Source organism: Pseudonocardia sp. Cha107L01 (assembly GCF_052566575.1).
Map to the genome: position 1 here is coordinate 3,178,992 of NZ_CP199579.1, position 26,993 is coordinate 3,205,984.

The window sequence follows — 26,993 nt, forward strand, 5'->3', positions numbered from 1 at the left end:
ACGGCGTCAGCGGGCGGTGGCCGCCTGGACTACCTCGCGGACCCGTTCGCTGTCCCGCTCGGCGGTGGCGCGCTCGACCTCGGTGGCCGGTTCCAGGCGTACCGGCATGTCCTTGTGGTGCGGGGTGCCGGCGATCGGGTCGCGGTCGGCGGCGTCGGTGATCACGTTGATCCGGGGGCCGTTGGTGACCCGGCCGCCGTGCCCGTCCGGGTAGGACATGCCGAACCCGTGCGGCAGTGCGAGCTGCATGGGGCGAAGGCTCTCGTCCGCCTCGGCGCGCACCACGATCCGGCCGACCGGAGTGACCACCGCGACCCAGTCGCCCGGGTCGAGGCCGACCGTGGCGAGGTCGGCCGCACGGGCCCGCAGGGCGCCCTCCGGGTCGGTCCGCCGCCAGGCCGGGGCGCGCAGGATCTGGTTCGCGTTGTGTGACCGGCGCTGCCCGTTGACCAGCGAGAACGGGTACCTCGGATCGACCTGCTCGGCCGCCGGGTCGAGCTCACCCAGCCAGGACAGCAGCTCCGGCACGGCGAGCTGGATGCGCTCGCGCTTCACCAGGTCCCAGACCTCGTCGTAGGTGTGCGTGCTGAACGGGGTGCCGCTGGGGCTGTCCAGGATCCGGGTGAACAGCTCCTCGCCCAGCTCAGCACCGGTCGCCGAGGTACCCAGCGCACGCCGCACCGCCACCGTCATGGTCGCCGCCGCCCGGTGGCAGCCGGCCCACAGCGGCGCCATCGAGGCCGACCCTGGCTGACGCTCGTCCAGAGCTGCGCCCAGCGTCCGGTAGAGCAGTACCGCGGCGATCGAGGCCAGCTCCGGGTTCTTCTTCATCAGCCCGCCGGCCGCCGATAGCAGCTTGGCCCGGTCGGTACGGGCGAGTCGGGTGAGCTCCGCCAGCTCGTCGGCCGACGGCAGCGCACCGAGCTCCTCGAACAGCCGCGCGTAGATCTCCGCCTCGACCAGCGTGCCGGGCAGCGGGTCGAGCAGCGGGCGGCGGATCTGGAAGTAGTTCGTCGGCCACTCGAAGTCGAAGAGGGTGAACTCCCACTTCTCGTGCTGCGACGCGGCGGGCAGGACGTACTCGGCCAGCGCCGCGGTCTCGGTGTAGGCGATGTCGACCACAACAGAGAGTTCAGCCAGCTCGACCGCACGCTCGACCGAGGCGGTGTCGGCGTAGGTGTTCGCCGGGTTGGACGACTCCACCCAGAGCACCCGGGCGCGGTTCGGGTGGTCGGCGAGGATCTCCTCGGCCATCGTGTTGGACGGCAGCAGCCCGCCGATGTACTCGAAGCCGGTGATCTCCGAGCGCTCGCCCCGGGAGTTGCCCCACAGCGGCACCAGCCAGGAGTGCAGGTTGTTCGTGCCCTCACGGCCGAAGTGGCCGGTGACCAGGTAGAGCAGCTTCTCCAGGTAGCTGTTCAGGGTGGAGTGGCGGCCCTGCTGGATACCCAGCTCGACCCGCACCGTCATGGCGCGGGCGGCCAGGATCATGTCCACCGCGCGCTCGACGTCGGCCCGGTCCAGCTCGGCGTGCGCGATCCACTCGTCCACCGGCACCCGGCCCAGCGCATCCCGCACCGCCTCGAAACCCTCGGTGTGCTCGGCCAGGAACTCCTCGTCCTGCCCGCGCCGCTCGAGGATCAGCGCGATGATCGCGGCGAGCAGGTAGGCGTCGGTGCCGGGGCGCAGCGGCAGGTGCAGCTCGGCGATGTCGGCGGTCTCGGTGCGCCGGGGGTCGATCACGATGATCTTGCGTTCCGGGTCGTTCTTGATCGCGTTCAGCGCGTGCCGGGCGTTGCTGAACCCGTGCGCCAGCCACGGGTTGCAGCCGATCACGAACAGCAGGTCACACTCCTCGACGCCCTCGGAGGTGTGGCAGTTCTGCGCGCCGAACATCTTGCCGTTGACCCAGAAGTCGCCGGTCTTCTCCTGCGACAGCGCGTTGTAGTACCGGGTGGAGTTCATCCACTTCATCAGCGCCGTGCCGTAGCCGCCGCCGGAGTGGTTGCCCTGCCCGCCGCCACCCACGTAGGAGAACGAGCCGGGCCGGCCGGCCTCGGTGTCCGCGTCCCGCACCGCCGTCAGCCTGGCGGCGATCTCGCGCAGCGCCGTGTCCCAGTCGATCGGCTCGTGGCCGCCGCCGGGAAGCCGGCGCAGCGGGCTGGTCAGCCGGTCGCCGTGGTTGCCGTACCAGGTCAGCCGCTGCGCCTTCTGGCACAGGTAGCCCGCCGAGCGCGGGTGCGCCTTGTCGCCCCGGACGCGGGTGATGGCCCGGCCGTCCAGCTGCACCTCCAGCCCGCAGTTGAGGTAGCAGAGGCTGCACGCAGTCTTGTGCCAGTCGGCGGCCGGGGCTTTCGGGGCGGTCATGGGCTCGTCCCTACGTGGTGGGTTACAGCGCGTGGAGGGTTACAGCGCGTGGAGGATGTCGAGGGCGCGGCCGAGGGTGGTCAGCTTCGCGTCGACGGTGTCGCCGTTCGGGTAGAGCCGGACGGTGTCCACGCCGGCGTCGCGCCAGACCCGCAGCCGCGCGCGCACCATGTCCTCGGTGCCGATCAGCGTGGTGCCCAGCACCATGTCGTCGGTGACCAGCTCGGCGGCGCCGTCCCGGTCACCGCCCTGCCAGCGCTCCCGGACCGCCGCCGCGACGTCGGCCCAGCCTTGGCGGCTGTACGCGCCGTTGTAGAAGTTGGTCTGCGCCGAACCCATCCCGCCGAGGCTGAACGCCAGTTCCTTCTTGCGACTGGCGACCATCGAGCGCAGGGCGTCTTCGTCCTCGGCGAAAGCCACCTCGGCGCCCTGGCAGACGTCCAGGTCGGTGCGCTTGCGGCCGGCCTTGGCCAGCCCGGCGTCCAGCGGGTCGAAGTAGGCCGACGCGCCCTCCGGCACGAAGCTGGTGCCCAGCCAGCCGTCCGCGATCTCGCCGGTCAGCTCCAGCGTCTTCGGCGAGATGGTGGCCAGATAGATCGGGATGTCCGGGTTGGCGTCCATGGACAGGCGCATCGGCTTGCCCTCGCCGCCGGGCACCGGGATCTGGAACTGGTTGCCCGAGTAGGCGACCTTCTCCCCGGCGAACACCTGCCGGATGATCTCCACGGTCTCCCGCATCCGGGTCAGTGGCTTGGCGAACGGCACCCCGTGCAGGCCCTCGATCACCTGCGGCCCGGACGCGCCGAGGCCGAGCAGGAACCGGCCCTGCGACATCTCGGCCAGCGTCAGCGCGGTCTGCGCGATGGCCACCGGGGTGCGGGTGCCCAGCTGGATGATCCCGGAGCCGAGCAGCATCCGTTCGGTGCGCGCGGCGAAGTAGCCCAGCGCGGACGGGCCGTCCGAGCCCCACGCCTCGGCCACGAAGCAGACGTCGAGGCCGAGCTTCTCCGCCTCCAGCACGAAGGTCAGGGTGTCCGCCCAGCTGCCCCGGTTGGACGCCTCGACGGTGGTGGCCGCGCGCATCAGACGCCGGCCGAGCTGGTCGCGGTGGCGCTCTCGACGCGCTCCTTGATCGCGGCCAGGGTGCCCGCCATGTTGGTCTCGAACTCGCGCATCCGGACGAAGACGATCTTCTGTTCCTTGTCCGGCATCTTGTCGATGGCGAAGCTCAGCCCGGAGCGGGCCGGCCCCATCTGCATCCACTGGCGCAGCGTCGTGCCGCTGTCGCGCGGTTCCAGGGTGAACCGCCAGACCGCGGTCGGCACCTCGACGTCCTGCACCGCCCAGGCGAACACCCGCTCCGGCTCGTACTCGATGACCGTCGAGGTGGTGTGCCACTCGCCGAGCGCCTCGTGCTTGCTGTACCCGACGAAGGTGGCGCCGACGCTGGGGCCGGTGGCGCCGTCCTGCCACTCCACGCGCTGCAGCTCGGGGCTCATCGACGGCATCAGCGCGACGTCGGAGACGAACCCCCACACCGCGGCCGCCGGGGCGTCGATGAACGTCTCGACCTCAACCGTCGGCTTGTCCGCGTAGCGCGCTCCGGTCCACTCCATTTGGCTCGACATCTCCTCGTCATTGGGGCTCTGAGCACCAGAGTTGCGTAGATAGACCTAGATGTCAACGCAGAGCGGGGCAGGCCACCCCGGCTCGGGCGCTCCTACTGGGCGAAGCGGCGGGCGACGTCCGGGCGCTCGGCGAGACGGGGCGGGTAGCCGGGGCCCATCCGGGCGCTGACGTCCCTGGCGTGCAGCGGCTCGCGGCAGTGCGCACAGACCACCTCGGCGTGGGTGTCGTGGTCGCAGGTCCGGTGGTGCAGTGTGATCGGCGGGCCGGCCTCGTCGGCGAGCCAGCGGTCGCCCCAGCGGGTCATCGCGGCGATCACGCCGTAGAAGTCGCGGCCCATCTCGGTGAGCACGTAGTCGTAGCGCACCGGTTCGGACTGGTAGGCCCGCTTCTCCAGCAGTCCCTCGTCGACCAGGCGGCGCAGCCGGTCGGCCAGGGTGTTGCGGGCGATGCCCAGCTCCTGCTGGAACTCGTCGAAGCGCCGGAAGCCGTAGAACGCCTCGCGCAGCACCAGTGGCGTCCACCAGTCGCCCAGCAGGTCCATGGTGCGCGCGACCGAGCACGGCCAGTTTGCGAAGGAGGTCCGCCTCATGATCGGAGCATACCGTCCGACCAGCAAAGTCTCTGAATTAAACTATGAATGCGGCGGATCGGGGGCGGCCAGGGTTTCCGGTTCGGCCCCGCTGGTCCCGACCGTGGCCGGCAGAGCTGACGGTCGCGCGCGGTCCGACGGTGAGGTCCATACTGAACGCGATCCGAGTGCGGGCGTGGTCGGGGAGGAACACACGGTGGACGCGGTGGCCGGGCGGGCACGATGACTTCCGGCCCCATCCACCTGGCGGTCTCCGGTACGGCGCCGGCCGGGCGGCGGTTGCCCGGCCGGGACGTCGCACCGCGCCGGCTGCTGGTTATCAGCGCGACGACCGGGCAGGGGCACAATGCCGCGGCGGCCGCCGTCGAGGAACAGGCCGGCCGGCTCTGGCCGGGTTGCGAGATCCGCCGGGTGGACACCCTGGACGCGATGGGTCCGGTGCTCGGCCCGGCGTTGGGACTGGCCCATCGGGTGAGTGCGGACCGGACCCCGTGGCTGTCCGGCCTCTGCTACCGCCGGCTGTGGCGCCAGCCGTGGTTCGCCGAGACGTCCGGCCGGCTCACCGGAGCCTGGACCGGGCGGGCGCTGCGCCCGGTGGTCGCCGAGTTCCTGCCGGACCTGGTGGTGTCCACCTACCCGCTGGGGACCGCCGGGCTGGACTGGCTGCGCCGCCGCGGCGGGCTCGACCTGCCGGTCGCCGCGATCGTCGCCGACTTCGTGCCGCACCCGTTCCGGGTGTACCCGGAGATCGATCTGCACTACGTGGCGAGCGAGCCCGGCCTGCGGGAGATGTGGCTGGCCCGCCCGGATACGAGGGGAGCGGTCGGCGCGCCGCCGGTGGTGTCGGCGTTCCACCCGGTGGGCACCGAGGACCGGGCGGCCGCGCGGGCAGCGTTCGGCCTGCCCCCGGACCGGCCAGTGCTGCTCATCTCCCTCGGCCCGGCCGGCTCCGGCTCGGTGCGGCGGGCCGTGCGCGGCGCGCTGGCCGCCGACCCGGGGACCTGCGTTGTCGTCGCATGCGGGCGCAACGAGGCGCTGCGCCGGCGACTGGTCGGCGGGGACGAGCCGACCGGCCGACTGGTGGCGCTGGGCTGGACGGACCGGATGCCCGAGCTGATCTCGGCGGCGGACGTTGTGATCACCGGTGCGGGCGGGGCCAGCGCGTTGGAGGCCTTGGCCACCAGCCGGCCGGTGTTGCTGTTCGAGCCGGTCGCCGGGCACGGCGAGGTCAACGCCGCACTGATGGAACGGGCCGGCCTCGGCCGGGTCTGCGCGGACCCCGTCCAGCTCACCGCCACCCTCCGCGGCCTGCTCCGCTCCCCGGACCTGCTGGCCGCCGCCGAGCGCCGGGCGGCGGAGCACACCGGTGGCCTTGACTTCACCGCCGAGGTCGCCGCGCTGCCCGGGCTGCCCCGCCACCGGGGAAGCCGGCCGCTGGCCGCCGCCGACGCGCTGTTCGTGGCCGCGGCCAGCGAAGCCGTGCCCCAGCAGGTCGGCGCGGTCGCGCTGCTGGAGGTTTCCGAGGCCGCCGCGTTGGACCCGGAGCGGATCGCGGTGGGCCTGCGGGCCCGGCTGTTGGCCAGGTCCGCGCAGCTACCGGTGTTGCGCCGGCGACTGTGGCTGCGGCCCGGGCGGCGGCCCCGCTGGCTGGACGTCGACGACCTCGACCCGGCGCGGCACATCACCTCCCGGGTGGTCCGCGGCGGTTCCGGGCCGGACTGGGCGGAGGCGCTGCGGGAGTTCTTCGACGTGCCCCTGCCGCTGGACCGCCCACCCTGGCAGCTACAGGTACTGCGGGAGACCGAGCCCCGGGCGGCGGTCGGCGAGCGGACCGCGGTGCTGGTCAAGCTGCACCACGCGCTGGGTGGCGAGCAGGTGGCCATCGCCACCCTGGCCGGTCTGCTGTCCGACCGCCCGGCGCCCGGCCTGCACGCGGTGCCCCCGGTCGAGCATGCGCAGCGGAGTCGGGGCGGGACGGCCGGGCGGAGCGGCCCGCGCCGGCTGCGCGGGGCGATGGCCGAACTGGGCGACACTCTGCGGGCCGCCGCGCGCACCCCGCGCCCGAACAGCCCGAGGCGTCACTACACCCTGGTGCGGCTGCCGGCCGGCGAGGTCCGCGTGGTGGCTCGCCGGCTCGGCACCAGCACCAGCGCGCTGCTGCTCGGCCTGCTCGGCGAGGCGCTGTACCGGCAGCGAGCGCCGGCGACCGGGGCGGCCCGCCGGCTGCGCACGATGGTGCCGATGACCGCGCGCGGCGGCCCGGGGACAGCCGGCTCCGAGCCGACCTCGGCCGTGTTCGACCTCCCGGTCGGGGCGATGTCGGTGCGGCGGCGGATCGACGAGGTGGCCGACGCGCTGGACTGCCCCGGTGGCCCCAGGTCGGTGGCCGCCCGGTTCGCGGTGCGGGCGCTGGGTCGGCTGCCCGGCGCGGCGCAGACCCGGCTTGCCCGGCTGGTGTACGGCGGCCGGTTCTTCGGCCTTGTCGCCTCCGTGCTGCCGGATTGGCGCCGTGAGCTGCGGCTGCTGGGTGTCCTGGTCACCTCGGTCCACCCGGTGTTGCCACTGGCCGACGGAGTGGCGCTGGCGGTCGGCTACCTGAGCTGGGGTGAGGTGCTCGGCGTCGGGGTGACGGGCGACAGCGCGCTGTTCCCGGACGCCGACGGTCTCGCCGACAACCTGCTCGGGGTCTTCGCCGAGCTCGCCGGCGACATCCGGATCGGCCGCACCGGCGAGTTGGCCGGGCGGCTCTAGCACTGGCTGTCTGGCTACCGGGCTACCGGCAGAGTTCCGCGATCAGCTGGTCCAGGATCGCGCCGACCCGTTGGCGCTCGTCCTCGGCGACCGCCGCGACCGCGGTGTCCTCTGCCTCCCGGACGAGGGGCGCGGCCCGGTGCAGCGCGCGCTCGCCGGCGGCGGTGAGGGTCAGTCCGATGGGCAACCCCGGGCTGCTCGCCGCGCGTTGGACGAGCCCGGCTGTCACCAGTCGCTGCACCAGCCCGCCGACCGCCTGCGGTGTGGTGAGCAGCAGGCGGGCGACGTCCGCCCTGCTCAGGCCCGGTGTTCGACCCACGTGGGCGAGCACGGTGAACTGGCGCAACGTCAGCCCCACCTCCTCGAGCGCATGGTCGAGACGCTGCTCGAGCAGATGCTCGGCCTTCGCGAGCCGATAGGTCAGATGGTTGACGTCGATCGGCTCGACGTCATCGAGCGCTGTGATGGCGCGGACAGACTCCACGGCCGGACCCCCCTGGCTGTGCACCGGACCAATACTGGCGGGTAGTTAGCCCGTCGAACAAGCCCCGAAAGGCGGTCCCCGCACGGCCGAGTTCGGCTGGCGTTCGGCCGGCGTTCGGCGAGTGAAACCCCTACCTGCCGGCCAATCGGTGCTGAGGAGGCGCCACCAAGGGTTGACGTTGTCGTCGTGGCCGAACAAGCATGGAACGGGCCGCGCGCCGTCGGGCGCGGGCGGGATCACCGGCCGGCTCCGGATCTGTTCGACGTGGGTGGGGGATGGGTTGAGATGACGGATCGCCTCGGCTGGCCGATCTACAACAGCATGTGGCAGTTGCGCCGGGACACCTGGAGCAACCTCGAGGAGCTGTGTTCCCGACTCACTCCCGGGGCCGGTGGCGTGGTGGACCCGACCGGGTCGAAGGCGGTGCTGGACCGGGTACGTGAGCTGCTGGCCACGTTGGAGCCGATGGAGCACTACTGGGGTTTCCCCGGGCGGCGGCGCTTCCAACAGGTGCAGCGCCTGCTGGCCGGCGGTGACGTCAGCGGCCTCTGCCGACTGGTCAGCGACATCAACCGGTCACTGGTGAACGACTCCTTCCGTGGCGGCGTCGGGCTGACCTCGCCGGAGCAGGACGGTGCCGCGCAGCCGGAACAGCCGCGCACCGAGGCCGCCGGCCGGCCCTACTTCGAGGTACTCGTGGTGGGCGAGCTGACCTCCGCGCAGGAGCGGGCGCTGCGCGAGGAGCTGCGCCGGCTGCGCCGCCGGGAGGACGAGTTCGTCTACGAGCTGGTCGTGGTGCCCAGCTTCACCGACGCGGTCACCGCCGTGTTGTTCAACTTCAACATCCAGGCGTGCATCATCCGGCAGCGGTTCGCGCACCGATCCGCGCACGACCTGTCGGACCTCGGCGTGGTGCTGGACGAGCGGCTGTCCGAGGAGTCCGCCGACCAGCCGCCGGACCAGCGCGCCCAGGCGCTGGGGCGCCGGCTGCACGACATCCGCCCGGAGATCGACCTGTACCTGCTGGCCGAGGTGGCGGTCGAGGAGATCGCCGGGCGCCTCGGCCAGGACTTCCGCCGGGTGTTCCACGCCCGCGAGGGGTCGCTGGAGCTGCACCTGAGCGTGCTGCGCGGGGTGGCGCACCGGTACCGGGCGCCGTTCTTCAACGCGCTGCGCGACTACAGCCGGCAGCCGACCGGGGTGTTCCACGCGCTGCCGGTGTCGCGGGGCAAGTCGGTGGTGGACTCGCACTGGATCCGCGAGATGGTGGACTTCTACGGGCTGGACATCTTCCTGGCCGAGACGTCGTCGACCTGCGGCGGACTGGACTCGCTGCTGGAGCCGACCGGGCCGCTGCGCGAGGCCCAGCAGCTGGCGGCGGAGGCGTTCGGCTCCCGGGAGACGTTCTGGGTCACCAACGGCACCTCCACCGCGAACAAGATCGTGGTGCAGGCCCTGGTCAAGCCCAACGACATCGTGCTGGTCGACCGCAACTGCCACCAGTCGCACCACTACGGGCTGGTGCTCGCGGGTGCGCAGGTCAGCTACCTGGACGCGTACCGGCTCAACGAGTACTCGATGTACGGCGCGGTGCCGTTGCGCGAGATCAAGCGGACCCTGCTGGAGCTGCGCCGGGTCGGCAAGCTGGACCGGGTCAAGCTGCTGATGTTGACCAACTGCACCTTCGACGGCGTGGTCTACGACGTCGAGCGGGTGATGGAGGAGTGCCTGGCGATCAAGCCCGACCTGGTCTTCCTCTGGGACGAGGCATGGTTCGCCTTCGCCCGGTTCCACCCGGTCTACCGCTCGCGGACCGGGATGGCCTCGGCGAAGACGCTGCTCGAGCGGTTGCGCGACCCGGAGTACCAGCTGGAGTACGCGCGCTACGCGGAGCAGTTGGCGGCCGGGTCCGACGGGCCGGTCAGCGACGAGACGCTGCTGGACACCCGGCTGCGGCCGGACCCGGCGAAGGCCCGGGTGCGGGTGTACGCCACCCAGTCGACGCACAAGACGCTCACCTCGCTCCGCCAGGGCTCCATGATCCACATCTTCGACCAGGACTACAGCCAGAAGGCCGAGGAGACGTTCCACGAGGCGTACATGGCGCACACGTCGACCTCGCCGAACTACCAGATCCTCGCCTCCCTCGACCTCGGCCGGCGCCAGGTCGCGCTGGAGGGCCTCGAGCTGGTGCAGAAGCAGGTCGAGTGCGCGATGAGCCTGCGCGACGCGATCGACAACCACCCGCTGCTGAGCCGCTACGTGCGCTGTCTGACCACGGCCGACCTGATCCCGAGGGAGTACCGCCCCAGCGGCATCGACCAGCCGCTGCGCTCCGGGCTGACCAACATGATGACCGCGTGGCACTCCGACGAGTTCGTCCTCGACCCGTGCCGGATCACCCTGTCCATCGGCGCGACGGGGATCGACGGCGACACCTTCAAACGGACCCACCTGATGGACAAGCACGGCGTGCAGGTCAACAAGACCTCCCGCAACACGGTGCTGTTCATGACCCACATCGGCACCACCCGCAGCTCGGTGGCCTATCTCATCGAGGTGCTCGTGGAGATCGTCCGCGAGCTGGACGAACGTTTCGCCGACCAGAGCCCCCGGGAGAAGGCCGCACGCGCCGCGACCGTGGAGGCACTCACCGTCCCGACCGCCCCGCTGCCCAACTTCAGCGCCTTCCACGACACGTTCCGGGCCGGCGAGAACCCGGTCACCCCCGAGGGCGACATGCGCCGCGCCTTCTTCACCGCCTACGACGAGCACCTGTGCGAGTACCTCACACCGGCCGAGGTGACCGCGCGGATGGCGGGCGGCGAGCAGGTGGTCTCGGCCACCTTCGTCACGCCGTACCCGCCCGGGTTCCCGGTGCTCGTGCCGGGGCAGTGCTTCAGCAGCGAGATCCTCGAGTTCATGTCCAGCCTGGACACCCCGGAGGTGCACGGCTACCGGCCCGAGCTCGGCTACCGGGTACTCACCGCGGAGGCACTCAAACCCGACACCGCCGCCACCCAGCACTGAGGGCCGGCCGGGCACTGAGCCGGCACCGGGCCGACACCGCGCCGGCGCCGAGCCGGTGCTGACCGTCAGCCGTGCAGGTCCCGGTACGCCGCGACGGCGCCGGGGTGCAGCGGGATGCCGGCGGTGACGATCAGGTTGCGCGGGTCCAGGAACTGGGTGCCCAACGCCTGCTCGGGCACCAACCGCGCGGCGTGCGTGACCAGCACCCTGGCCACCGTGGCGGTCAGCGCGGGGTCGGCGTCCGGGTGGCAGACCAACAGGTTGGCCACCCCGATGGTGGCCACGCCGGCGGCCGGTCCGTAGGCGTCGGCGGGTACCGCGGTCGGCTCGTACACCGGGCCGTAGGCCGAGCGCAGCGCGGGGATCACGCTGTCCAGTGCCAGCAGCCGGATCGGGCGGCGGCCGGCGAGCGCGGCCAACGCCGGGGTGGGCACCCCGCCGGACCAGAGCAGCGCGGCGATCTGGGCGCGCTCCAGGGCGGCGGTCGCGTCGGCGAGCAGCCGGTGTTGCACGGTGACCCCGGCGGTGGCGTTCGGCCCGCTGGCGTTTGGTCCGGCGGGGTTTGGTCCGGCGGGGTTCGGTCCGGCGGGGTTCGGTCCGGCGGCGCTGAGCCCGGCGGCGGCCAGCAGCCGGTCGCCGATCAGTTCGGCCCCGGAGCCGTGGGCGCCGAGTGACGCGGTCCGCCCGGCGAGGTCGGTCAGACGGTGCACCGGGCTGTCCGCCAGCACGACGAGCTGCAGGTAGTTCTCGTAGACCCGCCCGATGGCCAGCATCGGCACCGGTGTCGGCAGCCGCCCCCCGGTCGTCGCGGTGGCCTGGGCGGCGTCCGCGAGCACCAGCGCGAGGTCGGCCTTGCCGTCGGCCAGCAGCCCCACGTTGTCCAGGCTGCCCTCGGTGGGTACCGCGACCGCGCGCAGCCGGGGCTCCTCGTCGGTGATCTCGGCGGCCAGCAGCTCGGCGAACTCGATGTAGAACCCGCCCGGCTCGCCGGCGGCGATGGTCACGGTCCGGGCCGGCCCGGTGTAGCCCCGCTGCCCACAGCCGGCGGCGGTCAGCCCGAGCGCGGTCAGCCCCAGCGAGGCCAGCACCGCCCGCCGGGTGAGTGCCCCCGGGCCGTGCCCGCTCATCGGTCGGACGCCGCGGGATCGGACGCCGCGGGATCGGGAGCGACGGTCTCCGGGGGCGCGGTGGCGTCGGCGTGCGGGAGCGTCACCTGCACGGCCAGGCCGGTCGGTTCGCCGGGCCGCAGGCGCAGGCTGCCGGCGCGCGCGGTGACCAGGCGTTCCGCGATGGCCAGGCCCAGTCCGGTGCCGGGGCCGTTGCCGTCCTTGGCGGCCCGCCAGAACCGCTGGGTGGCCCGGGCCCGGTCGGCGTCGGGCAGGCCGGGGCCGGAGTCCTCGACGACCAGCCGAACCGCCCCGGGCTGGCGGTCGGCGCGCACCCGGGCGGCGGCGCCCCGGCCGGCGTAGCGGATCGCATTGTCCAGCAGGACGTCCAGGATCTGGGCCAGCTCGGAGTCGGTGCAGCCGACCGGGCCGATCGCGTCGTCCTCCGGCGGGAGCTCATCCACCAGCCGCACCCCGGCGTCGCGCGCGGCCGGCCGCCAGGCCGCCAGGCGGGCCCGCACCACCACGTCCGGCCAACACCAGGTGTCGTGCCCGAGCTCCGGGTGGGCGGCCACCTCGTCGGCGGAGGCCAACGCGAGCAGCCCGTCGAGCAGTGCCTCCAGCCGCTCGACCTCGGTGGCCAGCGAGTGGTAGCCGGCCAGGGCCGCCGGCGCGACGTCGGGTGCCAGTGAGTCCACCCGCAGCCGCAGCGCGGCCATCGGGTTACGCAGCTGGTGCGAGGCGTCGGCGACGAGCTGGCGTTCCTTGTCCGCCGCCGCGACCACGGCGTCGGACATCCGGTTGAACGACACGGCCAGCGCGCGCAGCTCGGGCGGGCCGCCGAGACCCGGTACGTGGGCGCCCCGGCCGGCGGTCACCGCGAGCACCCCGCGTTCCAGTTGCGCGAGCGGGCGCAGCACCCACCGGGCCAGCACCGTCGCCAGCAGGACGAAGCCCACCGCGGCGGTCAGCGCGCCCAGCACGATCAGCAGCCAGCGCCGGGCGACGTCGGCGGCCGCGGCGGTGACCGAGATGCGCAGTGCCACCACACCGCTGATGTGGGTGTCGGTCCCGACCGGGCGGATCAGCACCACGTGGCCACTGGACCAGGGACGCAGCTGGGGCAACCGCTGACCCGGCTCGTTGCGCAGCGCCCCGTCGATCAGCGGCTTGAGCCCCGGGTCGTCGGGGGTCATCCCACCGGCCGCGAGCAGCGGGCGGCGGCGCTGGTCGAGGAGCAGCACCCCTTCCCGGTAGAGCTCGGCGTAGGCGGTGGCCTCGGCGACCAGCGTGGTGGGGTCGCCGGTGTTGATGCCTTGCTGGGCGAGCACCGCGAACCGGTCCAGCGTCGCGGTGCGGTCGATGAGCAGGCGCTGGGTCCGCTCGGCGGCGGTGCTGCTCAACAGCGGCCAGGCGAACCCGGTGACGGCCACCGCCGCGAAGGTCAGCAGCGCGATCAGCAGCCGGCGCCGCACGCTGTCCCCATCCCGGCGCCCGTCGGCGGAGCTGTGCTCATCCCAGGCTCATCCGAGGCTCATCCGAGCCGGTAGCCGTAGCCGCGGATGGTGTGCAGCAGCTCCGGGCGGTCGAGCTTGGCGCGCAGCGTCGTCATGTGCACGTCCAGCGAGCGGGACACCGCCAGGTACGCGTCGCCCCACACCTGGTCCATGATCTGCTGGCGGCTGACCGCGGTGCCGGCCTTGCGGGCCAGTACCGCGAGTACGTCGAACTCCTTGGTGGTCAGCTCCACCGGTTGGCCGGCCACCCGCACCGTGCGGGCGTCCAGGTCGACGGACAGATCGGTCACCCGCACCACCGGTTCGGCCGGTTCGCCGGCGGCCGGTGCGCGCCGGCTCACCGCCTCGATCCTGGCCAGCAGCTCGCCCAGCCGGATGGGTTTGACCAGGTAGTCGTCGGCGCCGCCGCGCAGGCCCCGGACCACGGTGCGCTCGTCGCCGCGCGCGGTGAGCACCAGCACCGGGACCGTGCTGATCCGGCGCAGCCTGCGCAGCACCTCCAGCCCGTCGAGGTCGGGCAGCCCGAGATCGAGGAGCACGACGTCGGCGTCCTGGTGCGAGGTCAGCGCGTCCGCGCCGAGGCGACACCAGGTGGGCCGGTGGCCGTTGGCGCCGAGGACGTCGACGAGCGCGTTCGCCACCGCGTCGTTGTCCTCGACGAGCAGTACTCGCATCAGTGCTCTTTCACTCCGAGGGGAGAGCCTCGGCGTTGGCCCCGATCCGGGCGTCCAGCGGCGAGTTGCGCGAAGTTTCCCGCATCCAGCCGTAGACCAGCAACGAGATCAACGCGCAGCCCGCAACGTAGTAGAAGAACACCTCCTCGTGGCCGGCGTTCTTCAGCGCCAGCGCGACGTACTCGGTGCTGCCGCCGAAGATGGCCACGGTGAGGCCGTAGGGCAGCCCGACGCCGAGCGCCCGGATGCTGGTCGGGAACAGCTCGGCCTTCACGATCGCGTTGATCGAGGTGTAGCCGGTGACGATCACCAGGCCGGTCATCATGATGGCGAACGCGCCGACCGAGCTCCGGGTGTTCGCCAGCAGCATCAGCAGCGGCGCGGTGAGCAGCGTGGCGCCGATCCCGAAGAACATCAGCAGCGGGCGCCGGCCGATCCGGTCGGACAGTGCCCCGGCGATCGGTTGCAGGGCCACGAACAGCACCAGCGCGAGGAAGTTGATGACGGTCACGGTGCTGTTCGGAATGCCGCTGGTGAGATGCATGAACTTCTGCAGGTACGTGGTGAACGTGTAGAACGAGACGGTGCCGCCCAGGGTCAGGCCGACCACCAGCAGGCACTGCCGGGGGTACTGCAGCAACAGTCGCAGACCGCTGCGCGGCCCGTCGCCGGTGTGTGCGACCTCGGCCTCGAAACTCGCGGACTCGTCCATGGTGCGCCGCAGGTACATCGCCACCACCGCGCCGGTGGCACCGATGGCGAACGCGATCCGCCACCCCCAGCTGGTCAGCTGCTGCTCGGTCAGCACCCACTGCAGCACGATCTGCAGGCCGAGCGCGATCAGCTGGCCGGCGATCAGCGTGACGTACTGGAAGCTGGAGTAGAAGCCGCGCTTGCCGGGGGAGGCCACCTCGGACAGGTAGGTCGCGGACGTGCCGTACTCGCCGCCGACCGAGAGGCCCTGCAACAACCGGGCCAGCACCAGGATGACCGGCGCGGCCACACCGATGGTGCCGTACCCGGGGGTCAGCGCGATCAACAGCGAGCCGAACGCCATCAGCGTGACGGATACGGTGAGCGAGCGCCGGCGCCCGTACCGGTCGGCGAACCGCCCGAACAGCCAGCCGCCGAGCGGGCGCATCAGGAAGCCGACCGCGAAGATCGCCGCGGTGTTCAGCAGCTGGGCGGTGAGATTGCCCTTCGGGAAGAACGTGGCCGCGAAGTAGACGCTGAAGGCGGCGTAGGTGTACCAGTCGTACCACTCGATCAAGTTGCCGATCGAGCCCTTCATGACGTTGGCGATCACTCGCCGTTCGCTGAATTCGGTGGTGCTCGCTGAGCGCATCTTCGGGCCTCCCGCGTGTGGTCCGGTTCACAGTCGCCGCTGGATCCCGTGCTGACAAGCGCGAGTGGGCCGGCTTTACAGTCGCTTAGGTCTGTCGGCCGCTCAGGTCTGTCGGCGCTCACCCTGGGGCCGGGGTACTAGGCTCGGTTCCCCAATACAACGCAGGTGGGGGTGTGCGGTGCCGAACTTGGCGGACGCGGTCGAGCTGGGCCGGCCGGAGGGCTTCCTGGTAGTGGTGTCGACGGCCCGGGCGGACGGCACGGTGCAGTCCTCGGTGGTCAACGCGGGAGTGCTGCCCCACCCGGACACCGGCGATCAGGTCGTCGGGCTGGTCACCTACGGCCGGGCGAAGCTGGCCAACCTGCGGGCCCGGCCGTGGCTCACGGTGACCTTCCGGAGCGGGCCGAGGTGGCTCGCGGTGGAGGGCACGACGACGATCATCGGGCCCGACGACCCGCACCCGGGCATCGACGGCGAGGCGCTGCGGCTGCTGCTGCGCGAGGTGTTCACCGCCGCCGGCGGCACGCACGACGACTGGGACGGGTACGACCGGGCGATGGCCGAGCAGCGCCGGGCCGCGGTGCTGGTCACGCCGACCCGGATCTACAGCAACGGCGGCAGCTGAGCGGCGCCGGCGCGGTCGGGGTGAGCTTCGGCGCCGCGGTGCTGTGCCGGCCCGGCGGGGGTGGTGCGGCGGTGCTGTGCCGGCCCGGCGGGGTCGGTGCGGCCGTGCTGTGCCGGCCCGGCGGCGGCCCGCGCCGGCGATTGGCCATGATGGGCACATGGCGGTGCGGCTCGATCGGTTGTGGCTCGGTGTGGCGGCGGGTACCTGGGTACTCACGATGGTGGCCGGATGTGGTTCTTCCGCCTTGACCAACACGGCGCCGGCGAATACCGCGCCGCCGACCGCGAACGCCACCCCGACCGCCGGCCACGCGGTGGCCAACGCGGTGACCAAGCTGAACCTGATCAGCCAGGACGGCTGCCAGATCAGCCCCCCGGACCAGGTGTACCCGGTCTGCGACCGGTACCTCGCCGAACTGCGCTCCGCCGTGAACACGGTGCGCAACGGGTCGGCCCAGCTGCCCAACGGCCCCGCGGTGCAGACCACCTCGGCGGGGATCCTGGCCGCCGCGGACGCCTTCGACCGGGACGGCTGCGGCAGCGGGCCGTATGCCTCGGGCCCGGAGAACGCGGCGATCTGTACCACCGACCTCGGCCATGTCCGGGCCGGTCTGAGCACGCTGATCGAGCAGACCCGGGGTGTCGCCGGCAGTTGAGCGGGCGCGGGTGGCTGAGCCGGCGCGGCGGTTGGTGGCTGGGGCGGGCGGTCAGCTTCGCGGCGGCGCGGCGGCGGCGCTGATCCGGGTGCGACGCCGCCGCGGCCGTAAGGTCAACATCGTGACGAGCCCGCCGGCCGAGCAGTCGGCCGACGACCCGGCCGAGCCGGCGTGGCGCCGCCGTACCGAGGGGGAACACCGCTGGCCGCAGGCCCTCGCGGTGGTGGTCGCGATCGGACTGCAGCTGCCGTTGCCGGACCGGATGGTGCCGCAACAGCGCTACCTGCTGCCGGTGGCGGAGCTGGTGCTGCTGGTCGGGCTGGTGGTGGCAAACCCGTTCCGGCTCAACCGCGAGTCCGCCGTGCTGCGCGCCGGCGGATTGCTGCTCACCGGACTGATCGGGCTGTCCAACGGGTGGTCGGCGGTGCTACTCGTCGACGCATTGGTTCTCGGACGCCCGTTCACCCCGACCGAGCTACTCACCGCCGGCGCGACGATCTGGTTGACCAACGCGATCGCTTTCGCGTTGATCTACTGGGAGCTGGACCGGGGCGGTCCGGCGGCCCGGGCCGCCGGCGTCCGGGACTACCCGGACTTCGTGTTCGCCCAGATGCAGAGTCCCGAGCTCGCCGATCCCGACTGGGAGCCGACGTTCGTGGACTACCTCTACCTCTCGTTCACCAACTCCACCGCGTTCAGCCCGACCGACGTTCTGCCGCTGTCCAGATGGGCAAAAATGATCATGATGGTGCAGTCGGTGGTGGCGCTCGTGGTGGTCCTGCTGGTGGTGGCTCGCGCGGTGAACGTGCTGCGCTGAGCCGTCCTCGGTTACTCCACCGTAGGCCTAATCGCGATCACCTGACGGTGGGCTGTGCGGGGAGCGCCCCGGTGTGGTTGGGACCGGGGACTCGCGTGGGCGGAGCGATCGGCGCCCGCCCGGGCTGAGGAGCCAGTGCGATTTGCGTCGCGACTGGTCGGTGTCGATCGACGTTGCCGCGGCGCGGGTCGGCCGTGATCGCGACTCGGTCGCGACTCGGTCGCATCTATGGCCGGAGGTGCGCCGCGTTGCGGGTGCCGAGGATCCGGCGTACCGCATCGGCCGGGATGCGGAACGAGCGACCGACTCTGACGTGGGTTATCTCGTCTGAGTGCACCATTCGATAGATCGTCATCTTGGAGACCCGGAGTAACGCGGAGACTTCAGCGACCGTGAGTAGCTCTTTGCCGCTCGCCAATCGTGGATCGTCCTCCGCGTCGGGTCCGAGGCCCCCCGTGACCTTCTGCTCGCCGAGATTCATGTCAGTCAGGTCGCCAGCGTCCGGTGAACTGTTACGAGTGGGGAGCATGCCTGCGCCTGATTCACCAGTACGGGTAAATGAGGGTCCTCATTTGGGGCATGCACTACTGAAAGTAGCCATTCGTCTATGTCGCGGGTATGTCGGTCCTGTGCGTGAGCTGTGTGGCCGCCGAGTTGTCCACAGGAGATCGGGATGCGTTGCGGGCGCGGCTGCCCCGGGTGCCGTCCGTGCTGTTCACGCTGTTGATGACGTCCGTGCGTGGTCGCCCGGTCCGGCCCGGTTCCGTTAGGCGCCGGCGAACCGCTGCTCCAGTTCGGTGATCTCGGGCAGGCCGACGAGGTCGGTGAACTCGGTGAAGCTGGGCAGTCCGGGCAGCGCCGCGGCGGGGGTGCCGTCGCTGCGCAGCCGTGCGAGGAGTGCCCTCATCCCCGCGGTCGCGGCGAGCAGGGTGCCGATGGGATACAGCACCATGGCGAAGCCGAGCTCCCGGATGCGCGCCAGGGTCAGCGGCGGCGTGCGCCCGCCCTCCGCCCAGTTGAACACCAGCGGCGCGACCCCGCGCAGCTCGGTGGCCACCCGCGCGATGTCAGCCTCGCTGATCGGCGCCTCGACGAACAGCGCGTCCGCGCCCGCGTCGGCGTAGCGGCGGGCCCGGGCGATCGCCTCGTCCAGCCCGTGTACGGCGGCCGCGTCGGTCCGGGCGATCAGTACGAAGTCCGGGTCACGCCGGGCGGCCACCGCGGCCCGGATCTTGCCGACCATTTCCTCGGTGGGGATCACCGCCTTGCCGCTCAGGTGGCCGCACTTCTTCGGCATCACCTGGTCCTCGAGGTGGATGCCGGCCACCCCGGCCTGCTCGTAGGCGGCGACGGTGCGCAGCACGTTGACCGCGTTGCCGTAGCCGGTGTCCGCGTCGGCGATCACCGGGCGGTTCACGGCGGCCACCATGCGGCGCGCGTTGTCGACCATCTCGGTGCCGGTCAGCAGGCCGACGTCCGGCCGCCCCAGCAACCCCGCGGTGCTGCCGAACCCGGTCATGTAGACGGCGTCGAATCCGGCCTGCTCGATCAGTCGCGCGGACAGTGCGTCGTAGCCGCCCGGCGCGATCAGCGGCTCCGGCGCGGCGAGCAGTTCGCGGAGCCGGGCCCGGGGCGAACCGGTGTCCGGTGCGGCGGTCGAGGGCAGTAGGTCTCCCACGGTGTGCATCTCCCGTCCGTGCCGATGTTGCATACATCTAGCCGGAAGATACGCGCGATATGGTGGTTCTGCCGATCGGTCGACCTAGATTGCACACAATCATCGGGGGCAAAGTGACACGAGCAGCGGCGTCCTCGCAACCGGCGGGACCTGCGTCGTCGCCGCCGGCAGCGGGGGCGTTCTCGCAGCCGGCGGGACCTGCGTCGTCGCCGCCGGCAGCGCAGGCGTCGCCGCCGCCGGCAGCGGGGACGTCGTCGCCACCGGCAGCGGGGACGTCGTCGCAGCCGGCAGCGGGGACGTCGTCGCCGCCGACAGGACCTGCGTCCTCGCAGGCGGCGGAACGGGCGTCGCCGCCGCCAGCGGGGACGTCGTCGCAACGGGCCACCGGCGCGTTGCGCGAGCTCATCCTGCGCGGTGACCTCGCGGCCGGCGCGCGGCTCGGTGAGGTGGAGCTCGCGGACCGCCTCGGGGTCAGTCGTACGCCGGTCCGCGAGGCGCTCGCCCGGCTGGCCGCCGAAGGGCTGGTCGAGCTGGTGCCGAACCGGGGCGCCCGGGTGAGCCGTTGGACGGTCGACGAGCTGCGGGCTGTCTTCGACCTGCGCGTCCAACTGGAGCCCGCGCTCACCGAACTGGCCGCGTCCAGGGCCACCCCGGAAGACGTCACCGCGTTGCGCCAGCTGGCCCGCGCGATGCTCGCCGCCGGTTCGCCCGGCCCGCACCAGGACCTGGACGCGATCGTCACGCTGAACCGGCAGTTCCACGCCCGGCTGGTGAGCATCGCCGACCAGCCCGCCATGGCCTCGGCACTGGCCGGCGCGGTGCACCCGCCGATCGTGCTGCGCAACTTCCACACCTACGACGACGAGTCGCTGCACCGGAGCCTGGCGCACCACCTGGAGATCGTCGCGGCGATCTCGGCCGGTGACCCGGTCTGGGCGGGGGCGGTGATGACCGCGCACATCCGCAACGCCAGGGCCGTGATGCTCGCGGCGGCCCCTGCATGAGGATGGGTGCGGCTGACGGTGCCCAGCTGAGGTGGCTGAGGGTGCCCAGCTGAGGTGGCTGAGGGTGCCCAGCTGAGGTGGCTGACGGTGCCCAGCTGAGGTGCGCGGGTACCCCGGGCCGGGGCGGGCCTTGTGAGCTGCCGACCGCCGCGCGCGAAATCCCCGATCCCCGGGCGCCGCGCACCCTGTGTCGTCGCCGCACAACCACTGCGGCGGGTGTGCCGCGACGACACAGGGTGTGCTGTGTGGACTGAGCGCTCAGCACTGCGCTCCGACGCAACAGTGCGCCCGGGACCGGCGACCACCGGGTGCTCGCCGAGTGGTACACCAGCGGGGTTGCGGTCATGATCAAAGCCCGCTGGCGTACCACTCGGCGCCACCCCCGCCACCCCCGCCACCCCCGCCGCCACCGCCACCGCCGGCGAGGGCGCCGTGCTAGGTGGGCTCTAGGCGGCGCACGTCTGGTGTCGGCCGCACAGAGCGTGTACGCCCTGTGCGGCCGGCACCCGGTCTGTGCGACCGGAGAGGTTGGCCCCGGGCGGCGCCAGGGCGGGTGCGGCGCCGGGGTGCGGGGGAGTATGTATATGCCGTGCTGCTGCGCCAACTGGAGTACCTGAGCGCGCTGGCGCGGGAGCGGCACTTCGCGCGGGCGGCGGCGGCCTGTGGTGTCTCGCAGCCGGCGCTCTCGGCGGGCATCCGGCGGCTGGAGGCCGAGCTTGGGGTGCAGATCGTGCGCCGCGGCCGCCGGTTCGAGGGGTTCACGCCCGAGGGCGAGCGGGTGGTGCGCTGGACCCACCGGATCCTGGCCGACCAGGAAGCGCTGCGGCACGACCTGTCCACCCTGCGCGGCGGCCTGTCCGGGCAGCTGCGGATCGGTGCGATCCCCACCGCGCTGACCGCGATCTCGCTGCTCACCGCGCCGTTCCGGGAGCGGCACCCGTTGGTGCGCATCTCGGTGCAGTCGCTGTCCTCGCGGGAGATCGTGCACCGCCTCGCCGAGTTCGAGCTCGACGTCGGCATGACCTACGTGGACGGTGAACCGCTCGGCACCGTGCGCACGGTGCCGCTCTACGCCGAGCGGTACCTGTTGCTCACCGCGTCCGACGGCAAGTTCGCCGGCCGGGATGAGGTCGGCTGGGCCGAGTTGGCCGACACCGAGATGTGTCTGCTCGCGCCCAGCATGCAGAACCGGCGCATCCTCGACTCGCACTTCGCCGAGGCGGGCGTCACGGTGCTGCCCTCGATCGAGGCGGACGCGGTGTCGGTGTTGTACGCGCACGTGGGTACCCGGCAGTGGTCCACGGTCATCGCGCACCCGTGGCTGTACATGTTCGGCGTGCCGGCGGGCATGCGGGTGATCCCGATGGCGCGCCCCAGCCGCACCTACCAGGTGGGCCTGGTGCTGGCCGACCGTGACCCGGAGCCGATGCTGGCCCGGGCCCTGCTCGAGGTGACCAGGGAGATCGACCTCAGGGCCGCGCTGAACGACGTGGTGCGCACGCACCTCGACTCGCCGTGATAACCACCGGTTATCACGGCATAGCCGCAACTGGTCTTGACCGAGTGGGCCGGAACAGCCCACAGTATCTAGTATGCAATCTGGTCTGACTGACGTTTTCGCAGCTGAGAAGGTCAGAGCCATCGCGACCGCGCACAGCGGCCAGCGTGGCGCGCTGCTGCCCATCCTGCACGAGGTGCAGGCCGAGTTCGGTTACGTCGACGCGGCCGCGGTGCCGATCCTGGCCGACGTGCTGAACCTGTCCGTCGCCGAGGTGCACGGGGTGGTCACGTTCTACAAGGACTTCCGCCGCGAGCCGCCGGGCCGGGTCACCGTCCGGATCTGCCGGGCCGAGGCCTGCCAGGCGGTCGGCGCGGACCGGGTGCTCGCGCACGCCGAGGCCAGCCTCGGCACCAAGGCCGGCGCCACCACCGAGGACGGCGCGGTGACCCTGGACGAGGTGTTCTGCCTGGGCAACTGCGCGCTCGGGCCGACAGTGGCGGTCGGCGACCGGCTGCACGGGCGGGTCAGCCCGGCCCGGTTCGACGCGCTGTTGGGAGACCTGCGATGAAGGTGTTCGTCCCCCGGGACTCGGCCGCCTGTTCGGTCGGCGCCGACGAGGTGGCCGAGCGGATCGCCGCGATCGCCCCCGACGTCGACATCGTCCGTACCGGCTCGCGCGGCATGCTCTGGCTGGAGCCGCTGGTCGAGGTGGACACCCCGGCCGGTCGGGTGGGCTACGGCCCGGTGCTCGCCGAGCAGGTGGACGGCCTCCTCGCCGCCGGTCTGCTGGACGGCGCGCCGCACGAGCTGAACCTCGGACCGGTCACCGAGCTGCCCTGGATGCGGGCCCAGCAGCGGGTCACCTTCGCCAGGGTCGGCGTGGTCGACCCCCGCTCGGCGACGGACTACGAGCGGCACGGCGGACTGGTCGGACTGCGCCGGGCGCTGGCGATGGCGCCCGAGGACGTGGTCGCCGAGGTGACCGCATCCGGGCTGCGCGGCCGCGGCGGCGCCGGCTTCCCGACCGGGATCAAGTGGAAGACAGTGCTCGGCGCCAGCTCCCCGCTGAAGTTCGTCTGCTGCAATGCCGACGAGGGCGACAGCGGCACCTTCGCCGACCGGATGCTGCTCGAGGGCGACCCGTTCACCCTGATCGAGGGCATGACGATCACCGCGCACGCGGTCGGCGCCACCGAGGGCTACATCTACGTGCGCTCGGAGTACCCGGACGCGGTGGCCGCGCTGCGCGCCGCGATCGACGCCGCCTACCTGCAGGGCTGGCTGGGCGACCGGGTGCTCGGCAGCGACCTGCGGTTCGACCTGTACGTCCGGGTCGGTGCCGGCGCCTACATCTGCGGCGAGGAAACCTCCATGCTGGAGAGCCTCGAGGGCAAGCGCGGCACGGTGCGCCCCAAGCCGCCGATCCCCGCGCTGGAGGGCCTGTTCGGCCAGCCCACCGTGGTCAACAACGTGCTCACTCTCGGCTCGGTGCCGGCGATCCTGGCCGGCGGCGCGCAGGCGTTCGCCGACCTCGGGGTGGGGCGCTCGCGGGGCACCCAGGTGTTCCAGCTCGGCGGCAACGTCGCGCGCGGCGGCGTGGTGGAGACCGCGTTCGGCATCACGCTCGGCGAGCTCGTGCAGACCTTCGGCGGCGGTACCGCGTCCGGGCGCCCGGTGCGCGCGGTGCAGGTCGGCGGCCCGCTGGGGGCGTACCTGCCGCCCGCGCAGTTCGACCTGCCGATGGACTACGAGGCGTTCGCCGCGTCCGGGGCGATGGTCGGGCACGGCGGCATCGTGGTGTTCGACGACACCGTGGACATGAGCAAAATGGCGCGCTTCGCGATGGAGTTCTGCGCCGAGGAGTCCTGCGGGCGGTGCACCCCGTGCCGGGTCGGCGCGGTGCGCGGTGTGGAGACGATCGACCGGATCCGCGCCGGGGAGGACCGCAAGGCCAACCTGGTACTGCTGGGTGACCTGTGTGACCTGATGACCGACGGCTCGCTGTGCGCCATGGGTGGGCTCACCCCCATGCCGGTCCGCAGCGCGGTCAAGCATTTCGCCGAGGACTTCGGTGTGGATGATCTGAGAGCTGACCTGGAAGGCGCCACATGAGCCTGCTCAAGGAACCCGACTTCGGCACCCCGGCGCGGCCCGGTGCGGCCACCGTCGAACTGACCGTGGACGGGATGGCCGTCACCGTGGCGCCGGGTACCTCGGTCATGCGGGCGGCCAAGCACGCCGGCGTCGACATCCCCAAGCTGTGCGCCACCGACAGCCTCGAGGCGTTCGGTTCCTGCCGGCTGTGCGTGGTTGAGATCGACGGCGCGCGGGGCACCCCGGCGTCCTGCACCACCCCGGTGGCGCCGGGCATGGTGGTGCGCACGCAGACCGAGAAGGTCGCCAAGCTGCGCCGCGGCGTCATGGAGCTCTACATCTCCGACCACCCGCTGGACTGCCTGACCTGCTCGGCCAACGGCGACTGCGAGCTGCAGGACATGGCCGGGGTGACCGGGCTGCGCGAGGTGCGCTACGGCTCGGGGGTCGACGCCGACGCGAACCACCTGGACCTGCTGAAGGACACCTCCAACCCGTACTTCGACTTCGACGCCTCCAAGTGCATCGTGTGTTCGCGCTGCGTGCGGGCCTGCGACGAGGTGCAGGGCACCCTGGCGCTGACCATCGAGGGGCGCGGCTTCGACTCGAAGGTCTCGGCCGGCGCCGGGGTTCCGTTCATGGAGTCCGACTGCGTGTCCTGCGGTGCCTGCGTGCAGGCCTGCCCGACGGCGACGCTGCAGGAGAAGACGGTCGTCGAGCTGGGTATGCCGACCCGGTCGGTGATCACCACGTGTGCGTACTGCGGCGTCGGCTGCTCGTTCAAGGCCGAGCTGCGCGGTGACGAGCTGGTCCGGATGGTGCCCTACAAGGACGGCGGGGCGAACGAGGGCCACTCGTGCGTGAAGGGCCGGTTCGCCTTCGGGTACGCCTCGCACCCGGACCGGGTGCTGGAGCCGATGGTGCGCGACTCGATCGCCGACGAGTGGCGCACGGTGTCCTGGGAGGAGGCCATCGGCTTCACCGCGCGGCGGCTGCTGGAGATCCAGGCCGAGCACGGGACCGGCTCGATCGGGGCCATCACCTCGTCCCGCTGCACCAACGAAGAGGTCTACGTCGTCCAGAAGATGGTCCGGGCGGCGTTCGGCAACAACAACGTCGACACCTGCGCCCGGGTCTGCCACTCACCGACCGGCTACGGGCTCAAGCAGACCTTCGGCACCTCGGCGGGCACCCAGGACTTCAAGTCCGTCGCCAAGGCCGACGTGATCATGGTGATCGGCGCGAACCCGACCGACGGGCACCCGGTGTTCGCGTCCCGGATGAAGCGTCGGCTGCGCCAGGGCGCGAAGCTGATCGTGGTCGACCCCCGGCGGATCGACCTGGTCCGCTCCCCGCACATCGAGGCCAGCCACCACCTGGCGCTGGCCCCGGGCAGCAACGTCGCGATGATCAACGCGATGGCGCACGTGGTGGTCACCGAGGGCCTGCTCGACCGGGAGTTCGTGGACGCCCGCTGCGAGGACGTCGCCGGGTGGGAGTCGTTCATCGCCGGCGACGAGCACAGCCCGGAAGCCGTCGAGTCGATCACCGGGGTGCCCGCCGCCGAGGTCAGGGCGGCGGCCCGGCTGTTCGCCGAGGCCGGCAACGGGGCGATCTACTACGGCCTCGGGGTGACCGAGCACAGCCAGGGTTCGACGATGGTGATGGGCATGGCCAACCTGGCGATGGCCACCGGCAACATCGGCCGCGACGGCGTCGGCATCAACCCGCTGCGCGGGCAGAACAACGTGCAGGGCTCCTGCGACATGGGCTCATTCCCGCACGAGCTGCCCGGCTACCGGCACGTCTCCGACGACGCGGTGCGGTCGGTGTACGAGGAGCTGTGGGGCGTCCAGATGCTGGACGAGCCCGGCCTGCGCATCCCGAACATGTTCGACTCCGCGCTGGACGGCTCGTTCCGGGCGCTGTTCGTCCAGGGTGAGGACATCGCCCAGTCCGACCCGAACACCAAGCACGTGCACGCCGCGCTCGCCGCGCTGGACCTGGTGGTGGTGCAGGACCTGTTCGTGAACGAGACCGCCAAGTTCGCCCACGTGCTGCTGCCGGGCACCTCGTTCCTGGAGAAGGACGGCACGTTCACCAACGCCGAGCGGCGGATCAACCGGGTCCGCCCGGTGATGGCCTCCCGCACCGGCAAGCAGGAGTGGGAGATCATCGCCGAGATCGCGCAGGCGATGGGCTACCCGATGCACTACGACAGCTCGGCGCAGATCATGGACGAGATCGCGCTGACCACGCCGACCTTCGCCGGCGTCTCGTTCGAGCACCTCGACCGGGTGGGCAGCGTGCAGTGGCCGTGCAACGCCGCCGCCCCGGAGGGCACGCCGATCATGCACGCGGACCGGTTCGTGCGCGGCAAGGGCCGGTTCATCCAGACCACGTACGTGCCGACGAAGGAACGCAGCACCCGCAAGTACCCGCTGATCCTGACCACGGGGCGGATCCTGTCGCAGTACAACGTCGGCGCGCAGACCCGGCGGACCGCCAACGTCGCCTGGCATCCCGAGGACGTGCTGGAGATCCATCCGCACGACGCCGAGGTGCGCGGCATCAACGACGGCGACCTGGTGTCGCTGGCCAGCCGGGTCGGGCGCACCACGCTGCGCGCGATCATCGCCGACCGGATGCCGGTCGGGGTCTGCTACACCACCTTCCACCACCCGGTGACCGGCGCGAACGTGGTCACCACCGACCAGTCCGACTGGGCGACCAACTGCCCGGAGTACAAGGTGACGGCTGTGCAGGTGGCGCTCGCGGCGGGGCCGGTGGACGTCGCGCACGACGAGGCCGCGGTGCCGGTACGGGTGGCGGTGGCCGGTGGCTGAGCTGGCTGGTGTCACAGGGGTGACCGGGCACGCCGCGGTGGCTGGGCACTCCGCGACGGCTGGGCACTCCGCGACGGAACCGGTGCTGCGGCTAGCCGGTGAGATCGCCGCGCAGTTCGAGGGCCGGCCGACCACCGAGACCGCCGCCGTGATGGCCGACCACATCCGGCAGTTCTGGGATCCCCGGATGCGCAAGACACTGCTGGCCGCGGTCGACGCCGGGGCGGTGCACGACCCGGCCGTCCTCGCCACCGCCGAGCTGATCCGCCGCTGAACCCTGG

22 protein-coding genes are annotated in these 26,993 nt (G+C 72.1%); 11 read left to right on the forward strand and 11 right to left on the reverse strand.

What is annotated here, in order from left to right; all coding sequences use genetic code 11:
• Positions 1-6: 6 nt before the first annotated feature.
• The 4 genes from ACTXG6_RS15055 to ACTXG6_RS15070 form a co-directional block, all read right to left on the reverse strand.
• Positions 7-2,367, reverse strand: a complete 2,361-nt coding sequence (locus ACTXG6_RS15055; RefSeq protein ID WP_445188422.1) for a molybdopterin-dependent oxidoreductase — start codon at positions 2,365-2,367, stop codon at positions 7-9.
• A 39-nt stretch (positions 2,368-2,406) separates the two neighbouring features.
• Positions 2,407-3,450, reverse strand: coding sequence for an LLM class flavin-dependent oxidoreductase (locus tag ACTXG6_RS15060; protein WP_445188423.1), 1,044 nt, complete (start codon positions 3,448-3,450; stop codon positions 2,407-2,409).
• Entirely contained in the window at positions 3,450-3,983 is a 534-nt protein-coding gene (locus ACTXG6_RS15065) for an SRPBCC family protein (protein WP_445190011.1), read from the reverse strand. The genes ACTXG6_RS15060 and ACTXG6_RS15065 overlap by 1 nt, the downstream gene beginning before the upstream one ends.
• Before the next feature lie 104 nt (positions 3,984-4,087).
• Complete coding sequence (locus ACTXG6_RS15070) at positions 4,088-4,585, reverse strand: winged helix-turn-helix transcriptional regulator (protein ID WP_445188424.1); 498 nt, start codon at positions 4,583-4,585, stop codon at positions 4,088-4,090.
• A gap of 222 nt (positions 4,586-4,807) precedes the next feature.
• Here ACTXG6_RS15070 and ACTXG6_RS15075 point away from each other — a divergent pair, with 222 nt between their 5' ends.
• The gene (locus ACTXG6_RS15075) at positions 4,808-7,336 is read left to right on the forward strand and encodes a wax ester/triacylglycerol synthase domain-containing protein (RefSeq protein ID WP_445188425.1); all 2,529 of its coding nucleotides are present in this window, start codon (positions 4,808-4,810) and stop codon (positions 7,334-7,336) included.
• A 22-nt stretch (positions 7,337-7,358) separates the two neighbouring features.
• Here the strand turns inward: ACTXG6_RS15075 and ACTXG6_RS15080 are convergent, their stop codons facing one another.
• A complete protein-coding gene (locus tag ACTXG6_RS15080) occupies positions 7,359-7,820 on the reverse strand; it encodes a MarR family winged helix-turn-helix transcriptional regulator (RefSeq protein ID WP_445188426.1) in 462 nt (153 codons plus the stop codon).
• Positions 7,821-8,105: 285 nt separating this feature from the next.
• On the opposite strand from ACTXG6_RS15080, the gene ACTXG6_RS15085 reads away from it, so the two are divergent.
• Positions 8,106-10,850, forward strand: a complete 2,745-nt coding sequence (locus ACTXG6_RS15085; RefSeq protein ID WP_445188427.1) for an aminotransferase class I/II-fold pyridoxal phosphate-dependent enzyme — start codon at positions 8,106-8,108, stop codon at positions 10,848-10,850.
• Between the two features lie 65 nt (positions 10,851-10,915).
• On the opposite strand, the gene ACTXG6_RS15090 is transcribed toward ACTXG6_RS15085, so the two are convergent.
• Genes ACTXG6_RS15090 through ACTXG6_RS15105 form a run of 4 tightly spaced genes read right to left on the reverse strand, consistent with a single transcriptional unit; the run spans position 10,916 to position 15,492 of the window.
• Positions 10,916-11,977: a TAXI family TRAP transporter solute-binding subunit gene (locus tag ACTXG6_RS15090; protein ID WP_445188428.1), complete on the reverse strand. Its 1,062-nt coding sequence runs from the start codon at positions 11,975-11,977 to the stop codon at positions 10,916-10,918.
• Positions 11,974-13,431: an ATP-binding protein gene (locus ACTXG6_RS15095; protein ID WP_445188429.1), complete on the reverse strand. Its 1,458-nt coding sequence runs from the start codon at positions 13,429-13,431 to the stop codon at positions 11,974-11,976. The genes ACTXG6_RS15090 and ACTXG6_RS15095 overlap by 4 nt, the downstream gene beginning before the upstream one ends.
• A gap of 59 nt (positions 13,432-13,490) precedes the next feature.
• A complete protein-coding gene (locus tag ACTXG6_RS15100; protein WP_445188430.1) occupies positions 13,491-14,147 on the reverse strand; it encodes a response regulator transcription factor in 657 nt (218 codons plus the stop codon).
• Positions 14,148-14,157: 10 nt separating this feature from the next.
• Complete coding sequence (locus tag ACTXG6_RS15105; protein ID WP_445188431.1) at positions 14,158-15,492, reverse strand: MFS transporter; 1,335 nt, start codon at positions 15,490-15,492, stop codon at positions 14,158-14,160.
• Positions 15,493-15,670: 178 nt separating this feature from the next.
• Between ACTXG6_RS15105 and ACTXG6_RS15110 the strand changes: the two genes are divergently transcribed.
• The 3 genes from ACTXG6_RS15110 to ACTXG6_RS15120 all read left to right on the forward strand — a co-directional run bounded on the left by ACTXG6_RS15110 (position 15,671) and on the right by ACTXG6_RS15120 (position 17,589).
• Entirely contained in the window at positions 15,671-16,117 is a 447-nt protein-coding gene (locus ACTXG6_RS15110) for a TIGR03618 family F420-dependent PPOX class oxidoreductase (RefSeq protein WP_445188432.1), read from the forward strand.
• A gap of 157 nt (positions 16,118-16,274) precedes the next feature.
• Positions 16,275-16,772, forward strand: coding sequence for a hypothetical protein (locus ACTXG6_RS15115; RefSeq protein ID WP_445188433.1), 498 nt, complete (start codon positions 16,275-16,277; stop codon positions 16,770-16,772).
• Positions 16,756-17,589, forward strand: coding sequence for a hypothetical protein (locus tag ACTXG6_RS15120; RefSeq protein WP_445188434.1), 834 nt, complete (start codon positions 16,756-16,758; stop codon positions 17,587-17,589). Before ACTXG6_RS15115 ends, ACTXG6_RS15120 begins: the two co-directional genes overlap by 17 nt.
• A gap of 226 nt (positions 17,590-17,815) precedes the next feature.
• Here the strand turns inward: ACTXG6_RS15120 and ACTXG6_RS15125 are convergent, their stop codons facing one another.
• Both ACTXG6_RS15125 and ACTXG6_RS15130 read right to left on the reverse strand, forming a co-directional pair.
• Positions 17,816-18,070, reverse strand: a complete 255-nt coding sequence (locus tag ACTXG6_RS15125) for a helix-turn-helix domain-containing protein (protein ID WP_445188435.1) — start codon at positions 18,068-18,070, stop codon at positions 17,816-17,818.
• Positions 18,071-18,355: 285 nt separating this feature from the next.
• The gene (locus ACTXG6_RS15130; protein WP_445188436.1) at positions 18,356-19,276 is read right to left on the reverse strand and encodes an isocitrate lyase/PEP mutase family protein; all 921 of its coding nucleotides are present in this window, start codon (positions 19,274-19,276) and stop codon (positions 18,356-18,358) included.
• A gap of 50 nt (positions 19,277-19,326) precedes the next feature.
• Here ACTXG6_RS15130 and ACTXG6_RS15135 point away from each other — a divergent pair, with 50 nt between their 5' ends.
• The 6 genes from ACTXG6_RS15135 (at position 19,327) to ACTXG6_RS15160 (ending at position 26,986) form a co-directional block, all read left to right on the forward strand.
• Entirely contained in the window at positions 19,327-20,271 is a 945-nt protein-coding gene (locus tag ACTXG6_RS15135; RefSeq protein ID WP_445188437.1) for an FCD domain-containing protein, read from the forward strand.
• A gap of 589 nt (positions 20,272-20,860) precedes the next feature.
• On the forward strand, positions 20,861-21,790 hold the full coding sequence (locus ACTXG6_RS15140) for a LysR family transcriptional regulator (protein WP_445188438.1): 930 nt from the start codon (positions 20,861-20,863) through the stop codon (positions 21,788-21,790).
• A gap of 73 nt (positions 21,791-21,863) precedes the next feature.
• Positions 21,864-22,340 (forward strand): formate dehydrogenase subunit gamma, encoded by a 477-nt coding sequence (locus tag ACTXG6_RS15145; RefSeq protein ID WP_445188439.1) that lies wholly within the window; start codon positions 21,864-21,866, stop codon positions 22,338-22,340.
• Positions 22,337-23,884, forward strand: coding sequence for a formate dehydrogenase beta subunit (locus tag ACTXG6_RS15150; RefSeq protein WP_445188440.1), 1,548 nt, complete (start codon positions 22,337-22,339; stop codon positions 23,882-23,884). Before ACTXG6_RS15145 ends, ACTXG6_RS15150 begins: the two co-directional genes overlap by 4 nt.
• Positions 23,881-26,712 (forward strand): formate dehydrogenase subunit alpha, encoded by a 2,832-nt coding sequence (fdhF, locus tag ACTXG6_RS15155; RefSeq protein WP_445188441.1) that lies wholly within the window; start codon positions 23,881-23,883, stop codon positions 26,710-26,712. The genes ACTXG6_RS15150 and fdhF overlap by 4 nt, the downstream gene beginning before the upstream one ends.
• The gene (locus ACTXG6_RS15160; RefSeq protein WP_445188442.1) at positions 26,705-26,986 is read left to right on the forward strand and encodes a formate dehydrogenase subunit delta; all 282 of its coding nucleotides are present in this window, start codon (positions 26,705-26,707) and stop codon (positions 26,984-26,986) included. Before fdhF ends, ACTXG6_RS15160 begins: the two co-directional genes overlap by 8 nt.
• Positions 26,987-26,993 lie beyond the last annotated feature (7 nt).

Bases quoted from the DNA above. Each gene is read 5' to 3' on its own strand.
- ACTXG6_RS15055 (WP_445188422.1), bottom strand. From the start codon at position 2,367: ATGACCGCCCCGAAAGCCCCGGCCGCCGACTGGCACAAGACTGCGTGC.
- ACTXG6_RS15060 (WP_445188423.1), bottom strand. From the start codon at position 3,450: ATGCGCGCGGCCACCACCGTCGAGGCGTCCAACCGGGGCAGCTGGGCG.
- ACTXG6_RS15065 (WP_445190011.1), bottom strand. From the start codon at position 3,983: ATGGAGTGGACCGGAGCGCGCTACGCGGACAAGCCGACGGTTGAGGTC.
- ACTXG6_RS15070 (WP_445188424.1), bottom strand. From the start codon at position 4,585: ATGAGGCGGACCTCCTTCGCAAACTGGCCGTGCTCGGTCGCGCGCACC.
- ACTXG6_RS15075 (WP_445188425.1), top strand. From the start codon at position 4,808: ATGACTTCCGGCCCCATCCACCTGGCGGTCTCCGGTACGGCGCCGGCC.
- ACTXG6_RS15085 (WP_445188427.1), top strand. From the start codon at position 8,106: ATGACGGATCGCCTCGGCTGGCCGATCTACAACAGCATGTGGCAGTTG.
- ACTXG6_RS15090 (WP_445188428.1), bottom strand. From the start codon at position 11,977: ATGAGCGGGCACGGCCCGGGGGCACTCACCCGGCGGGCGGTGCTGGCC.
- ACTXG6_RS15100 (WP_445188430.1), bottom strand. From the start codon at position 14,147: ATGCGAGTACTGCTCGTCGAGGACAACGACGCGGTGGCGAACGCGCTC.
- ACTXG6_RS15105 (WP_445188431.1), bottom strand. From the start codon at position 15,492: ATGCGCTCAGCGAGCACCACCGAATTCAGCGAACGGCGAGTGATCGCC.
- ACTXG6_RS15115 (WP_445188433.1), top strand. From the start codon at position 16,275: ATGGCGGTGCGGCTCGATCGGTTGTGGCTCGGTGTGGCGGCGGGTACC.
- ACTXG6_RS15125 (WP_445188435.1), bottom strand. From the start codon at position 18,070: ATGAATCTCGGCGAGCAGAAGGTCACGGGGGGCCTCGGACCCGACGCG.
- ACTXG6_RS15130 (WP_445188436.1), bottom strand. From the start codon at position 19,276: ATGCACACCGTGGGAGACCTACTGCCCTCGACCGCCGCACCGGACACC.
- ACTXG6_RS15135 (WP_445188437.1), top strand. From the start codon at position 19,327: ATGGTGGTTCTGCCGATCGGTCGACCTAGATTGCACACAATCATCGGG.
- ACTXG6_RS15145 (WP_445188439.1), top strand. From the start codon at position 21,864: ATGCAATCTGGTCTGACTGACGTTTTCGCAGCTGAGAAGGTCAGAGCC.
- ACTXG6_RS15150 (WP_445188440.1), top strand. From the start codon at position 22,337: ATGAAGGTGTTCGTCCCCCGGGACTCGGCCGCCTGTTCGGTCGGCGCC.
- fdhF (WP_445188441.1), top strand. From the start codon at position 23,881: ATGAGCCTGCTCAAGGAACCCGACTTCGGCACCCCGGCGCGGCCCGGT.